Origin of the sequence: Erwinia aphidicola (genome assembly GCF_014773485.1) — a bacterium.
Taxonomy (GTDB): domain Bacteria; phylum Pseudomonadota; class Gammaproteobacteria; order Enterobacterales; family Enterobacteriaceae; genus Erwinia; species Erwinia aphidicola.
This window is the reverse complement of record NZ_JACXBP010000009.1, coordinates 121,271-136,167: the sequence shown is the minus strand read 5'-3', so window position 1 is coordinate 136,167 and position 14,897 is coordinate 121,271. Positions and strand designations below refer to the sequence as shown.

General features: G+C 59.5%; 13 protein-coding genes. 10 read left to right on the top strand and 3 right to left on the bottom strand.

Annotated elements, in window-relative coordinates:
• Positions 1-12 precede the first annotated feature (12 nt).
• A complete protein-coding gene (locus tag ID864_RS19100) occupies positions 13-1,821 on the top strand; it encodes a hypothetical protein (RefSeq protein WP_048916876.1) in 1,809 nt (602 codons plus the stop codon).
• Between the two features lie 68 nt (positions 1,822-1,889).
• Here the strand turns inward: ID864_RS19100 and ID864_RS19095 are convergent, their stop codons facing one another.
• The gene (locus ID864_RS19095; RefSeq protein ID WP_191150222.1) at positions 1,890-3,722 is read right to left on the bottom strand and encodes an ABC transporter ATP-binding protein; all 1,833 of its coding nucleotides are present in this window, start codon (positions 3,720-3,722) and stop codon (positions 1,890-1,892) included.
• Between the two features lie 249 nt (positions 3,723-3,971).
• On the bottom strand, positions 3,972-4,748 hold the full coding sequence (locus ID864_RS19090; RefSeq protein ID WP_048918696.1) for a DeoR/GlpR family DNA-binding transcription regulator: 777 nt from the start codon (positions 4,746-4,748) through the stop codon (positions 3,972-3,974).
• A gap of 186 nt (positions 4,749-4,934) precedes the next feature.
• On the opposite strand from ID864_RS19090, the gene ID864_RS19085 reads away from it, so the two are divergent.
• From ID864_RS19085 to ID864_RS19045, 9 genes are all read left to right on the top strand, one after another.
• Positions 4,935-5,957 (top strand): SIS domain-containing protein, encoded by a 1,023-nt coding sequence (locus ID864_RS19085; RefSeq protein WP_048918695.1) that lies wholly within the window; start codon positions 4,935-4,937, stop codon positions 5,955-5,957.
• Positions 5,954-6,892 (top strand): ROK family protein, encoded by a 939-nt coding sequence (locus ID864_RS19080; protein ID WP_048918694.1) that lies wholly within the window; start codon positions 5,954-5,956, stop codon positions 6,890-6,892. The genes ID864_RS19085 and ID864_RS19080 overlap by 4 nt, the downstream gene beginning before the upstream one ends.
• 170 nt (positions 6,893-7,062) lie before the next feature.
• Positions 7,063-8,298 carry an extracellular solute-binding protein gene (locus ID864_RS19075; protein WP_048918681.1) on the top strand — a complete coding sequence of 412 codons (1,236 nt, stop codon included), beginning with the start codon at positions 7,063-7,065 and terminating at the stop codon, positions 8,296-8,298.
• 9 nt (positions 8,299-8,307) lie between these two features.
• On the top strand, positions 8,308-9,216 hold the full coding sequence (locus ID864_RS19070; RefSeq protein ID WP_048918680.1) for a carbohydrate ABC transporter permease: 909 nt from the start codon (positions 8,308-8,310) through the stop codon (positions 9,214-9,216).
• On the top strand, positions 9,206-10,045 hold the full coding sequence (locus ID864_RS19065; RefSeq protein ID WP_099753343.1) for a carbohydrate ABC transporter permease: 840 nt from the start codon (positions 9,206-9,208) through the stop codon (positions 10,043-10,045). The genes ID864_RS19070 and ID864_RS19065 overlap by 11 nt, the downstream gene beginning before the upstream one ends.
• 104 nt (positions 10,046-10,149) lie before the next feature.
• The gene (locus ID864_RS19060; RefSeq protein WP_048918678.1) at positions 10,150-11,229 is read left to right on the top strand and encodes an ABC transporter ATP-binding protein; all 1,080 of its coding nucleotides are present in this window, start codon (positions 10,150-10,152) and stop codon (positions 11,227-11,229) included.
• A 154-nt stretch (positions 11,230-11,383) separates the two neighbouring features.
• A complete protein-coding gene (locus tag ID864_RS19055; protein WP_133622459.1) occupies positions 11,384-12,286 on the top strand; it encodes a LysR family transcriptional regulator in 903 nt (300 codons plus the stop codon).
• 99 nt (positions 12,287-12,385) lie between these two features.
• Positions 12,386-13,327, top strand: a complete 942-nt coding sequence (locus ID864_RS19050; RefSeq protein ID WP_048918676.1) for a glutathione S-transferase family protein — start codon at positions 12,386-12,388, stop codon at positions 13,325-13,327.
• Position 13,328: 1 nt separating this feature from the next.
• Positions 13,329-13,949: an alpha/beta hydrolase gene (locus ID864_RS19045; protein ID WP_288498298.1), complete on the top strand. Its 621-nt coding sequence runs from the start codon at positions 13,329-13,331 to the stop codon at positions 13,947-13,949.
• 42 nt (positions 13,950-13,991) lie between these two features.
• Here the strand turns inward: ID864_RS19045 and ID864_RS19040 are convergent, their stop codons facing one another.
• A complete protein-coding gene (locus ID864_RS19040; RefSeq protein WP_224750557.1) occupies positions 13,992-14,894 on the bottom strand; it encodes a DMT family transporter in 903 nt (300 codons plus the stop codon).
• Between the last annotated feature and the right edge of the window lie 3 nt (positions 14,895-14,897).

Sequence of the window (14,897 nt, the reverse complement as noted above, 5' to 3'; positions counted from 1 at the left end):
GCCGGGGGCCTTATGTCTGAGAATACCACCAGCTCTAACAATACCAATGGCACCATCCCTACCTCCATCATCACCTGTAAAACTCTGGAAGATCTGCGTACCACTGAGCCCACCGATATGGGCCAGATGGCAATGGTGCTGGAGTATAAAAAGGACTATAAAATGGGCGGCGGGCTGTTTGTTTACGATATGTTGGATACCACCACCCCGCACGACCACGGTGTCGTTATTCAGACCCCGGGTGGAAAAAGATGGAAGCGCGTGCTCACCGACTATAACGAAGTGACCGTGGTCCATTTTGGTGCGCTGGCCGACGGTAAAACCGACTGTAAACAGGCGGTAGAGTGGATGTGGAACTGGTCAAAGCGCGTTAACCCTACCCTCGGCATTAAATTCCCCGCCGGCAAGTTTATGCTGTCAAAATTTGATATTTCCGCCGCAGAAGTTCCAAAATTCCGCGTGGCAGGGGAGCACGTTAACTTTGGTTACTACCCCTCAACAGAGTTAGTGTCAGATAAAAAGAATGACGTGATGTTCACCGTCAAAGCGCGCTATATGGAAGTCTCCAGCCTGATTATCGATGGCGAAAGTAAAGACGGCGCACGCAACACCAAAGGCTTCTTTAAAAACATTATTCCCGGCGGCCAGTTTGTGCGCGTCACCAGCGTGATGTTTTACAACATGGGCGGCCGCTCGCTCGATCTGGTTGACACCCTCGACTGTAAAATTGACCAGTGGTACGCCCGCGACTGTACCGGCACCGTGGTTTACGGCCACTGGTCCGGTCAGGTACAGGGCAAATGGGACCATATCACCGCCATTGAGCTGTGCAACTTCAATATTCAGCGCAGTACCGGCCCGAATCCCGCCATCGATCTGCAGCGTGCCGGGCAGTCGGCAATCTACAATGGCTGGATCGAGCACACCGAATATCCCGGTAATATCTCCTACGGCCAGTGGACCATCGAAGCTTTCAACCTGGAGACCTGCCCGAACCCGATGCGCTGTTACCGTGCGCGCATCGTCAATCAGCAGTTTAACGTGCAGGCCGGTAAGGGCTTCGATTTTGACGATGCCACCGGTATTGAAGAGTGGCCGGAGATGTCCGTTTATGAGCAGGGGCATGTCGACATTGAAAGCCACGGGATTAAAATCACCGGCTCGCTGAATTACGATTATCTCACCACGCCGGGCAACGAGCGCATGGATAACCGCAGCGACAAGGAGAAGTGGTTTTACGTTGGGGAGCTGTTCTTCTCCCATAACACCACTCAGGCGCGCATTCGTATTGTCGGTACGGCGTTTTACAGCAGTATGCCGACCACCCAGATTGACGCCACGGAGCGCACTGCCGAAGGGGCCGCCGATATTTTCCTGCAAAAAACCGGCGACCAGAGCTATATCGCCACCTGGTCGGGTCAGGGCTCCTGCCCGGTCACGCGCGTGCTGCTGCAGCCGGGCAGTTCGGGTCAAAAAACCAGGCTGTACGTCAAGATTGCGGTGTATACCGGCTTCTGTAGCGCGCTGCTGGAGACCAACTCCCTCGACCGCTTCAGCGCCGGGGTGCACTTTATGTTTGATAAAGCTTACCGTGCCGCCACCGCCGCAGAGATTGCGGTGCTGGATGCCGCACCGGATAGCGCTTTCCACCAGCACTGGCAGGGCCGCCCGGCAGTGGGCTACGGCTTTAATAACGACAATGAGCTGCTGATGCGCGGCAAGGTGCTGAATAATGACCAGTTTAATGCATCAACTAAGCATCTGAAGGTCTACGTCAACGGCGTGGCTTACGGGCTGGAACTGAAACCTTACAAAGGCTGATGGCCAGGGGCGAGGCATGCCTCGCCCCTACGGGCTGATGTGCGGGTCGACCGTAAAAAGGTTGCTCCTTACTCCTCGCCGACAAATCCGCCGGTCTGGTGCCGCCACAGGCGCGCATACAGGCCACCTTTCGCCAGCAGCTCGCTGTGGCTGCCGATCTCAACAATCCGTCCCTGCTCCAGCACCACCAGCCTGTCCATACGGGCAATGGTCGACAGGCGGTGGGCAATGGCGATCACCGTTTTACCGCCCATCAGCGTTTCCAGGCTCTCCTGAATCGCCGCTTCCACTTCGGAATCCAGCGCCGAGGTAGCCTCATCCATAATCAGGATCGGTGCATCCTTCAGCAGCACGCGTGCGATGGCGATACGCTGGCGCTGGCCGCCGGAGAGCTTCACGCCGCGCTCGCCAACGTGCGCGTCCAGCCCGGTGCGCCCCAGCGAATCCGACAGCAGCGGAATAAATTCGTCGGCTTTCGCCTGATGGATCGCCTGCATCAGCTCCTGCTGGGTCGCATTTGGGCGGCCATACAGCAGGTTGTCGCGAATGGAGCGGTGCAGCAGCGAGGTATCCTGGGTGATCATGCCGATCTGCGCGCGCAGGCTCTCCTGGCTGACGTCGGCAATATTCTGGCCGTCAATCACGATGCGCCCGCCGTTGAGGTCATACAGGCGCAGCAGCAGGTTGACCAGCGTCGACTTCCCGGCGCCGGATGGGCCAATCAGACCGATTTTCTCACCGGGGCGAATGGTCAGCTGCAGATCATCAATCACCCGGCGCTCGCCGCCGTAGTTAAAGCGGATAGCGTCAAAGTGGATCTCGCCCTGATTGACCTTGAGCGCTGCGGCGTTGGCTTTATCGCGCACCTTGACCGGCTGCGCGATGGTCGACAGCCCGTCCTGCACCATACCGATATTCTCGAAGATGCCGTTCACCACCCACATAATCCAGCCGGACATATTGACGATGCGGATCACCAGCCCGGTCGCCAGCGCAATCGCCCCGACGCTAAGCAGCGACTGCGTCCACAGCCACAGCGCCAGCCCGGTGGTACTGACGATCAGCAGGCCGTTCAGCGTGGTGATCACCACGTCCATATTGGTCACCATGCGTCCCTGGCTGCGGGTTTTCATCGTCTGGTCGTCAATCGCCTCGCGCGCGTGCTGGCGCTCCAGGTCGCTGTGGGCGAACAGCTTTAGCGTGGTGATATTGGTGTAGCCGTCGACGATGCAGCCCATCAGGCGCGAGCGCGAATCACTCGACGCCACCGAGCGCGCTTTAACGCGCGGCACAAAATAGCGCAGACACAGAACGTAGCCGATAATCCAGATAATTAGCGGAATCGTCAGCCGCCAGTCGGCTTCGGCAAACAGCACCAGCGTGGTGACGGCGTAGATCACCACGTGCCACAGAGCATCCACCGCCTGCACTGCCGAATCGCGCAGCGCGTTACCGGTCTGCATAATGCGCTGGGCGATGCGCCCGGCGAAGTCACTCTGGAAGAAGTTGAGGCTCTGACGCAGCACGTAGTTATGATGTTGCCAGCGGATCATACTGGTCATGCCGGGGTTGATGGTCTGGTGTACCAGCAGGTCGTGCAGGCCGATAAACAGCGGGCGGAAGATGAGGGCCACCACCACCATCCACAGCAGCTCGCCGCCGTGGTCGCTGAAGAAGGTGGCTGCCGGTCCGGCATTGACCAGGTCGATAATACGGCTGAGGTAGCGGAACAGCGCCACTTCAATCAGTGACGCCACCAGGCCAATCACCAGCAGCAGCGCAAAACTCTGCCACACCTGGCGCAGATAAAAGCGATAGAACGCCCACAGACTATCCGGCGGCGTGTCGGCCGGGGCATCCGTGAAGATGTCGATCATCCTTTCAAAACGGCGATACAGCATAAAGCAGGCTCACTTATACGGCAGAAAACCTTCAGCTTAGTGCATTCCTGTGACGCGGGTCGACCGGAACAAATGGTCGACCCCTACGATTCGTGGCAACTTCAGCATCAATACGCGCTGACCGGAAAAAAAAATCGTCCCCCACGGTTCGTGGCAACTTCAGCATCAATTCGCGCTGACCGGACCAAATTGTCGCCCCCTACCGTTCGTGGCAACCTCGCCTTTGTAGGGGCTGACCCTCTTTTTCGGTCAGCCCTCTGTCGACGCCACCACCACCAAACGCTCGCCGTACTTCGCCCGCTGCTTCAGCGCCGGGGAGGCCTCGGTAATAATCATCTCGATATCCGACAGCGGGCAGACGTGCGCCAGCGCGCGATAGCCCATTTTGCTGCTGTCGACCAGCACCACGGTCTTTTCCGCCGCCTGGATCATCGCCTTCTTCACCGGGATTTCGACGGTGTTGATATTGGTCACGCCACTGTCGAAATGCACCCCTTCGGCGCCGAGGAACGCCCAGTCGACGTGCAGGCTGTTGATCTTATCCACCGTCTCCTGGCCGATCAGCGTATAGACGTTATTCAGCATCATGCCGCCGGCGACGTGAATGGTGATGCCAGGGCAGGAACTGAGCGCCACCGCCGTCAGCACATCATTGGTCACTACCGTCAGGTTGCGTTTATCGCGCAGCGCCAGCGCCAGCTCGTATACGCTGGAGCCATTGTCCAGAATCAGCGACTGGCCGTCGCGCACCAGGCTGGCGGCATGGCGGGCTATCGCCACCTTCGCCGGGTTGTTCATCTGGTGACGCACGCTCCACGGGGTATCGAGATTGCTTTCCGCAACCGCCATCGATGGCAGCAGCCCGCCGTGGGTGCGCATCACCTGGCCGGTCTTCTCCAGCTGCGCGAGGTCGCGGCGGATGGTGGAGCTGTCAACGCCAAACTGCTCCGACAGCTCAGCGGCGTTCAGATAACCTTTTTCCCTGATCATCTCAACAATCTGTAATCGTCTTTGTGACGCGCTCATGTGTCCTTCCCGTTACGATAATTGCACGCTTTCATGCACATACTGTACGAACAATGCGCAGATGTCAGTATAGCAGACAAATTTACGGCAAAAAAATAAGCAATTGCGCGAAAAATGCACATTGACTGCACGAATTCGTGCAGCTATGTTTAATTCATCAGCAACATTAACGGGGAGTGAGTATCAATGACCGCATCAGTGCTCAGCGAATACGAAAAAGATATTGAGCAGCAGGTTGATGCGCTGCGCGATCAGCTGGCCAGCCAGCTGCCTGCGCAGCTCAACAGCCTGGATCTGAATAGCTACGATCGTATCGTTCTGGCGGGCATGGGATCCTCGGATTATGCGCTGATCCCCATCGAGCGCGAACTGATCGAGCGCGGTTACCCGGTGTGGCGCATTGACGCCGGGCGGCTGCTGGATATGCCGCAGCTGGTCACCGCCGACAGCCTGCTGTGGGTCACCTCACAGTCGGGGATGAGCGGTGAAGTAGTGGCGCTGCTGGAGAACGTCAGCGCAGCGAAAACGCTGATTGGCGTGACCAACGATGCCGCCAGCGCCCTGGCGCAAAAAGCCGATGTGCCGGTGCTGCTGCACAGCGGGCCGGAGGCCACCGTCAGCGCCAAAAGTTATCTCAATACTCTGGTCGCCAGCTACCGCGTGCTGTACGCCCTGACCGGGCGCGACGAAAAAGATCTGCTGGCAGCGGTGCAGGCTGTTTTGCCCGCTATCGCCCACATTATCGGCCAGCGTGACAAGGTGCAGCAGCTGAGTGATGCTCTGCTGAAAGACAACAACCCGCGCGTGGCGATGGTCGGCATCGGCGCCGATGCGGCAACCGCGCTGACCGGCGCACTGATTACCAAAGAAGCGTCCAAAGTGGCGGCAGAGGGCTTTATCGGTGGGCAGTTCCGCCACGGCCCGATGGAAACCTCGGGCGCCGGTATGCTGACCCTGCTGTTTGGTGACGGCAGCGACAGCACGCTGAATACTCTGGCGGCTGACCTGCGCCAGAACGGCACGCTGGTGACCAGCGTCGGTCCGGTGGCCTATGCCGACAGCGTGCATCTGCCCACTCCCGCTGAACCGCTGCCGCGCTTGCTCTGTGCCATGCTGTGGGTTCAGCATCTGACCGTCACGCTGGCGCGTGGGAATGGTCGGGTGCCGGGTGAGTTCCTCTACGGCCAGAAAATAACGGTAAAAATATGACAACTTCTGACGCCCCCTCCCTCAAAGCAGGCATTGATATCGGCGGTACCGGTACGCGCATTATTATGCTGGCCGGGCAGCGTGAAATCGCGTCAGAAACCGTCCCGACCGCATGGTTCGCCACCCTGCCCGCCTGGCAACGTGCCGGGGCGCTGGCGGATAAGGTGCGCCAGCTGGTGCCGGCGGGCCAGCGTCTCGCCAGCCTCGGCATTGGCGCCAGCGGCCCGGTGAATATGCGTACTGAAGTGATTGAAAATCAGGATACGCTGGCCTGCTTCTCCGGCTTCCCGCTGGTGGCCCAGCTGCGCGAGCTGCTCGCGGTTCAGGTCGCCATCGATAACGATGCGGTAGCGGCGGCACTCGGCGAGTTTCATCTCGGCGCCGGCCAGGGCAGCGGGCGCATGTTAATGGTGACGCTCGGCACCGGAATTGGCGTGGCGATGCTGGAGGGCGGAACGCCGTTTCGCAACGTCGACGGCAGCCACCCGGAAGCCGGCCATATCCCGGTATCGGACGACCCGGTCGTCTGCTACTGCGGCCTGCAGGGCTGCTGGGAAATGCTGGCCTCGCGCGGCTGGCTGCAGCAGGCACTGACTGCGGCACTTCCCGATCTGCGCTGGGACGCCACCCTCAGTGAGCGCATCGCCACGCTGTGCGCGGAGAACGCGCGCGTCAGCGGCATTCTGTATCAGTACGGTCAGATTGTGGGCCGCGGGTTAAATACCCTGCTGGCGCTGTACGGCCCGGATGTCACGGTGCTCAGCGGCAGCGCAGCCACGCTGTTTCCGCATTTTCAGGGAGGAATGGAGAAAGCGCTGGCGCGCGCCAGTGGTTATGCGGTTAACAAGCATATTATTCCATCTTCTCTGGGCGATGCGGCGGGCGCGCTCGGGGCGGCGATACTGCCAACACTTAGGGGAACCCGCCAACCATAATAAGCAAGACCTATAAGACACACTGATAATTAAGTATTTAAATTGAGTTATTTACGATAATAATAAATGTCTGAGCCGCTTACGTTTTACGGCTCAGCCATTTTATTGTTCCAGGCGAATAAGACCGTATATCTGACGCTTCCTTATCAAGGTTAAATGGAGAGTAAGTAATGAATAGCCGTTCTGCCGTGTGTGTGATGACTCTGCTTGCTCTGAGCGCCTCCAGCGCCTTCGCAAAAACGCAACTCAACGCCCTCTTTATGTCCCAGGCCGCCTACAGCGAAAGCGACGTGCGTGCCATGACCAGTGATTTCGAAAAAGCCCACCCTGACGTCAGCGTTAATCTCGAATTTGTGCCGTATGAAGCCCTGCACGATAAAATCATCGCGGCACGCGGGGCGGGCAGTAACGGCTATGACGTGGTGCTGTTCGACGATATGTGGCCCGCTGAATTTGCCAAATTTGGCCTGCTGAAAGATATCACCAGCACGGTCAGCGCCGACGAGAAAGGCAAAGTGTTTGACGGGGCCTGGAGCACGGTAAGCTGGGATAAAAAACTGTGGGGCATGCCGTGGATCCTCGATACTAAATACCTGTTCTATAACAAAGCGATGCTGGCTAAAGCCGGGATTGCCAACCCGCCCACCAGCTGGGCGCAGGTGATGGAGCAGTCGAAAATCCTGCAGGACAAAGGCATCGTCAAATATCCGCTGGTGTGGAGCTGGTCGCAGGCCGAAGCGCTGGTGTGCGACTACACCACGCTGGTTTCCGCATTCGGCGGCCAGTTCTATCAGAACGGCAAGCTCAACTTCAGCGATCCCGGCTCGGTGAAAGCCGTCACCTTTATGAAAGAGTCGCTGGATAAAGGCGTGACGAACCCGAACTCACGTGAATATCTGGAAGAGGACGTGCGCAAAGTGTTCTCCAACGGCGATGCCGCTTTCGCGCTGAACTGGACCTATATGTACAACATGGCCAACGATGCGAAGCAGAGCAAAGTCGCGGGCGAGGTCGGGATCGTTCCGGCGCCATCGGAAATGCCGGGCAAGGTAGCAGCGATGAACGGCTCGATGGGGCTGGGCGTGACGCAGGCCAGCGCGCATCAGGGCGAGGCGCTGGCGTTTGTGCGCTACCTGACCTCGCAGCCGGTGCAGGATAAATACGCCAAACTCAGCCTGCCTATCTGGAAGTCTTCATACGACGACCCGGCGGTGCAGAAAGGCCAGGAGCCGCTGATTGCCGCGGCGAAAAAATCCCTTGATGTGATGCTGATGCGCCCGATTACCGCGGACTATTCACGCCTGTCTAACGGCCTGCAGCAGCAGCTGCAGCAGGTATTGCAGGGCCAGCAGACACCGCAGTCGGCGATGGATGCCGTTACCAAAAGCGCGTCACGTCTACATTAAGAGGTCTTAATGCTCAGTCTGCAACACCGTGAGCAACGTCAGGCGTGGGTGCTGCTGGCACCCATGCTGATCGTCATGGGCCTGCTGACCGCCTGGCCGCTGCTGCGCACTATCTGGCTCAGCTTTACCGATGCTGAGCTGATTGGCAGCGGCGGCCAGACCGGTTATGTCGGGCTGGACAACTACCTCTACGCTCTCACCGACCCGGATTTTCTGGCGTCTATCGGCCGCACGCTCTACTTCACCGTGCTGTCAGTGGCGCTGGAGGGCATTATTGGCGTGCTGGTGGCGCTGCTGCTTAATCAAAAATTCCGCGGTCGCAGCGTGCTGCGCGTGCTGGTGATCCTGCCGTGGGCGCTGCCTACCATCGTCAACGCCATGATGTGGCGGCTCAACTTCAACCCGGATTACGGCAGCATCAATGCCCTGCTGACCCAGCTGCATATTATCGACAGCTACCGCAGCTGGCTGGGTTCGCCGGATTCGGCGCTGAATGCGGTGATGCTGGCGGACGTATGGAAAAACTACCCGCTGGTGACGCTGCTGGTGCTGGCCTCCATGCAGTCGATCCCCGCGGACCTGTATGAAGCGGCGCGGCTTGACGGCGCTTCCGCGTGGCGGCGTTTTCGTGCCATCACTTTTCCGGCCATCGTCGGCGCGCTGAGCGTGGCGCTGATCCTGCGCACCATCGACGCGTTTAAAATCTTCGACATTATCTACGTGATGACGCGCGGCGGCCCGGTCGACAGCACCAAAACCCTCAGCTTCTATGTCTATCAGGAGTCGTTCAGCTACCTGCGCGCGGGCAGCGGCGCGGCTTACGCCATTCTGATGACCCTGATGTGCAGCGTACTGATCGCCATTTACATGGCGCTGCTTTATCGCCAGCGCCGCAGGAGCTTCGCCGATGAAACGTAAACTGCGCCGTATTGGGCTGTATGCCGCCGCCGTGCTGCTGGGGGTGTCGATCCTCGGGCCGATGCTGTGGCTGTTTCTGATGAGCGTCAGTTCCAACAGTGACCTGGCGCGCATTCCGCTGGCGTGGCTGCCGCGCCAGTGGGACTTCAGCCGCTACGCCGCGCTGCTGTCGCTGCAGCCGGGGCAGCCCGGCGAACTGTTCCTGCATGCGCTCGGCAACAGCCTGCTGGTGGCCTGTTTTGCCACGCTGATTTCACTGCTGCTGGCTATCCCGGCGGCGTTCAGCTTCTCGCGCTATCCGGGGCGCGACGGCTGGCTGATGGCGTCGCTGGCGATTTACATGGTGCCGCCGGTCGCCTTCGTCCTGCCGCTCTACTTCGTGCTGCAACAGCTCGGCCTGCTGAACACCCACCTCGGGCTGGTGCTGGTTTACTGCTCGCTGATCCTGCCGTTCCTCACCTGGATGCTGAAAAACCAGTTTGATGCGCTGCCGCGTGATATCGAACAGGCGGCGCGCCTCGACGGGCTGCGCTTTTGGCAAGTGCTGCTGCGCATTACGCTGCCGCTGGCGAAGCCGGTGCTGGGCGCCTCGGCGCTGTTCGGCTGGCTGCTGGCGTGGGATGAGTTTTTCTATGCGCTGCTGTTCACCAGCAATATCAGCGCGCAGACGCTGCCGGTGACCATCGCCGGATTTACCGCCGGGCGCGCCACCGATGACGGACTGATCGCTGCCGTCGGTATTCTCGCCTCGCTGCCGCCGCTGCTGATCGCCATCTGGCTGCAAAAAAGCCTGGTCGGCGGCCTGGCCAGCGGCGGCAGTAAAGGTTAACGACAAACACCCGGTTGCGCAGGGGTCGGGCATGCCCGACCCGTACAGGGCCAAACAACCCGTACAGGGGCAAGGTGGCACAATTATCATGACGGGAACAGACTATGGCACGCGTTGAACTGGTGAAAGTCGCCAAACATTACGGCAAACAGACCGTATTACAGCCGCTCGATCTGACCATCGAAGACGGCAGTTTTACCGTGCTGGTTGGTCCCTCCGGCTGTGGGAAATCGACGCTGCTGCGCCTGCTGGCCGGGCTGGACACGCTGTCTGACGGCGCGATCCTGCTGGATAACCGTCAGATCAACGATCTCGATCCGGCGGATCGCGACATTGCGATGGTGTTTCAGAGCTACGCGCTCTATCCGCATCTGACGGTGGCCGAGAACCTGGCGTTTCATATGCAGGTCAAGCGGGTAAAACGCGACGAGCAGCAGAGCCGCATCGCGCGCATCGCTGGCATTCTCGGTATCGACAAGCTGCTGAACCGCTACCCGCGTGCGCTCTCCGGCGGCCAGCGTCAGCGCGTGGCGATGGGGCGGGCGATGGTGCGTAATCCGCAGGTGTTTCTGTTCGATGAACCGCTGTCGAATCTGGATGCCCAGCTGCGTATGGAGCTGCGCGCCGAAATTAAATCGCTGCATCAGCGCTTTAAAACCACCATGGTCTACGTCACCCACGATCAGGTCGAGGCGATGACGCTGGCAGACCAGATCGTGGTGATGCGCGACGGCGTGATTGTGCAGCAGGGTAAACCGCTGGAGATTTACGACCGCCCGGTAAACACCTTTGTCGCGCGCTTTATCGGTTCGCCGCCGATGAACCTGCTGCCCGGCGAGCTGGAAACGCGTGACGGCCAGCCCGGCGTACACTGCAACGGGCTGTGGTTTGCGCTGCCGCAGCGCTGGCACGCGGCCGCGGAACGTCAGGGCGCTCAGCCGGTGATCGTCGGGCTACGCGCTCACGATTTTGCGCTGGCCGCCGATTCTCCGTATCCTGCACGCCTTAAAGTGCTGGAAGTCACCGGTGAAGCCAGCCTGCTGCACGTTGACTGGCAGGGTTTTCCGCTGCACGTCCAGCTCAATGGCCGCGTCGATTTGCAGCCGGGCGACTCCCCGCATCTCGCCATCAACCCCGATAAAATTCATCTGTTTGATGCACAAAGCGGTGCGCGGCTGGTTTAATAACCCTGGCAAATTAGCGTAGGGGACGACCTTTTTTTCGGTCGGCCCGCGCCCCTGGCGTTACCCCTGGGTCGTCATGGATACGGGGCGACCAGAAATGCGGTCGCCCCCTACGCGTTGTTGGCAACACCGTCTTTTCAATTTGGGGTAAAACATGGAACGTCTGGAATGCGATCGGATGTTTGTCGCGGTGCTGGAGCTGGGCAGCTTTGCCAGGGCCGCCGCCCGCCTGGGTACCAGCAGCGGACAGGCATCAAAACTGGTTTCACGCCTGGAGAGCGAGCTGGGGGTGCAGCTGCTGAAGCGCAGCACGCGCGCACTGTCACCGACCGAAGTCGGCCAGGCGTATTACTCCCAGGTGAAAAACCTGCTCGACGAGTGGGATGCGCTCGACGCCTCGGTGCGCCACGCGGCGGGCAAACCCTCGGGCCGCATCAAGCTCAGCGCGCCGATCACCTTCGGTGCCAGCCAGCTTGCTCCGCAGCTTGTTGCCTTTGCGCAGGAGTTCGCCGATATCGAACTGGACGTCAGCTTCTCCGACCGGGTGGTGAATATCGTCGATGAAGGCTTTGACGTGGCGCTGCGCATCGGCAGGCTGAGCGACAGCAGCCTGATAGCCCGCCGCCTGTGTGATATGCGCGTGGTTATCGCCGCCAGCCCAGCCTATCTGCAGCAGCACGGCACGCCGGACGACCCTCAGCAGTTAAGCAATCATCACTGCATTATCGACACCAACTTTCGCGATCCGCACAACTGGCCATTTGGCAGCGGCGGCGCGACGGTGGCGGTCAGCGGTCGCCTGTACTTCTCCAACGCCGAAGCCTGCCTGACGGCGGCCGTTAGCGGGCTGGGCATTGCCAGGCTACCGACCTTTATCGCCGGCCCGGCCCTGAGCGCAGGCACCCTGCTGCCGCTGCTGCCCGCCAGCGAAATCCCGCCACTCGGCCTGTATGCTGTCTATCCGCCCGCCCGCCACCTTGCCCACAAAGTACGGGCGCTGATCGACTTTCTGGTCAGCCGTTACGCCGGGCAGCCGACGTGGGATCGGGACTGGTGATTCCTTCCATATCGGAAGGAATATTTGCAATTTTGACGGGATAATCGGCATAACGGAATGCGTGTAGAGTGTTCCTCAACAACTAATGAGGAACAAAACATGCTGGTAAACGGTAAATGGACGGCGGAATGGCACCCGGTACAGGCCACTGATGAGAAAGGTGGCTTTGTGCGCCAGACTTCAAGCTTCCGCCACTGGGTCAGCGCGGACGGCAGCACGGCGTTTGCCGCCGAGCCGGATCGCTATCATCTGTACGTTGCGCTCATCTGCCCGTGGGCGTCGCGCACGCTGATAGCCCGCAGGTTAAAGGGGCTGGAAGCGGTCGTCAGCGTGTCGGTGGTTGAACCGCAGCTGACCGATGAAGGCTGGCACTTTGGCGACTTCCCCGGCGCCGATCGCGACACGCTAAATCACGCCGACTATCTGCACCAGCTCTATACCCGCGCCGACGACAGCTTTACCGGGCGCGCCACCGTGCCGGTGCTGTGGGACAAGAAAACCGCCACCATCGTCAGCAATGAATCGGCAGATATCGTGCGCATGTTTAACAGCGGCTTTGGTGCGCTGGCAACGGGCAGTATTGACCTTTATCCTGCTGCACTGCGCAGCGAGATAGACCTGCTGAACGCCGAAATCTACCCGCGCCTGAACAACGGAGTTTATCGCGCCGGGTTCGCGACGACTCAGGAGAGTTACCTTGAGGCGTATCACGACGTGTTCGGCATGCTCGACGAACTCGAATCACGCCTGCAGCACGGCGGCCCTTATCTGCTCGGCAGCGCGCTGACCGAAGCGGATATCCGCCTGTTCGTCACGCTGATCCGTTTTGACGTGGCCTACCACGGTTTGTTTAAGTGTAATCAGCGCCAGCTGCGCAGCTATCCGGCGCTGGACGGCTATTTACAGCGCATGCTGGCCCTGCCCGGCGTGCGCGACACGGTGAATATTGACCATATCAAACACGGCTATTATTCGATTAAAGCCCTGAACCCGAACGGTATTGTTCCCGCCGGGCCGGATATGCAGGCTTACGGTTTTTAACATTTACAGGAGGCCGCAAATGGCCGACAAATTAGTCATTTTACTCCACGGCGTTGGCAGCAGCGGCGACGATCTGGCAGGCCTGGGCGACCACTGGTCAGCAGCCTTGCCCGACGTCAGCTTCGCCAGCCCCAATGCGCCGTTTCATTTTCCGCACGGTGCGGGCTGGCAGTGGTTTAGCCTCGACGGCATTACACCGCAGAATCGTCCGGCGCGGGTCGCTGCCGCGCGTGAAGCGTTTGACCAGACTTTGCAGGCGATACTCGACCAGCATCAGATGGGCGATCGGCTGCATAACGTGGTGCTGGTTGGCTTCTCGCAGGGGTCGATTATGGCGCTCGATGCGCTGGTCTCCGGGCGCTGGCCGGTCGCTGGGCTGGTAGCCTTTTCTGGCCGCCTCTCCTCGCCTGAGCCGTTTAGCCCCGCGCTGAACACGCCGGTGCTGGTGATCCACGGTATGGCCGACGGGGTGATCCCGGTGCAGGAGAGCGAATCGGCCGCCCAGCGCCTGCGGGCTCATGGCGTCGCGGTCGACAGCCAGTTTGAACCCGGCGTCGGCCACACCATTTCCGCGCAGGGCGCGCAGAAAGCGGCGGCGTTTATTGCGGCACGGTTAGCGTAAATCGGGCGAGGCATGCCTCGCCCCTACCCATGCCCGGCATCGTTATAACGCTGATGGCGTTTCCTGCTCCTTACGATGGCGGCCTGTTACCGTCGCGATCAGACCTGGAAGGCACATCCCCAGCAGGATAAGTCCTCCACCCAGTAGCACATTTCCAGACAAGTTCTCACGCAGCAGCCAGACGGCAAAAAGCGCCGAAAAGACGGGTTCGAGGTTATAAATCAGTACGGCACGTGTTGGCGTGGTATAGCGTTGATAATGTGTCTGCACCCAGAAAGCGATAACGGTAGAAAATAGAGCCGTTACTATCAGGGCAATCACCAGCGTGCTATCCCACACCTGCGGAAACCACTGTCCACCCCTGATATGCTGAATAAACATAATCACCAGCGCCATGGTGGCAATTTGTAAAAAAGTGAGTGCCGTGTTGTCGTGTCGGGCACTTAATTTATCCAGTGCAAGGATATGCAACGCGGTAAACACCGAACCAATGACGACCAGGGAATCTCCCCACTGCAACTGCCAGCCGTGAATATCTGACATCAAAAATAACCCTGCCACGCCAAACAGCGTTGCCAGAATAGCGTCGATAGAGGGTAATTTTCCCGCCAGCGGTCCGGAAAGTAATAGCACCCAAATGACGGCCAGCCCGGCGAGAAAACCGGTATTCGATGCCGTGGTCATTTGCAATCCGAGGATCAGAAAGACAAAAGCGGCACCCAGCAGCAAGCCCAGCGCTACGCCAGCAGCCAATGTCCGGCGCCCAATGGCGACCAGGTTTCTGGCACTCAACGGCAACATCACCAGAGCAGAAAGCAGAAAACGTAATCCCAGCACCATCAGTACCGGATGCATATCCACGGCCTGCTTCATTACCGGAAAACCAATTCCCCACCCAGCCGCTACGCATACCAACAACAGCTCAGCCACCCAGCGTTTGCGCATTGA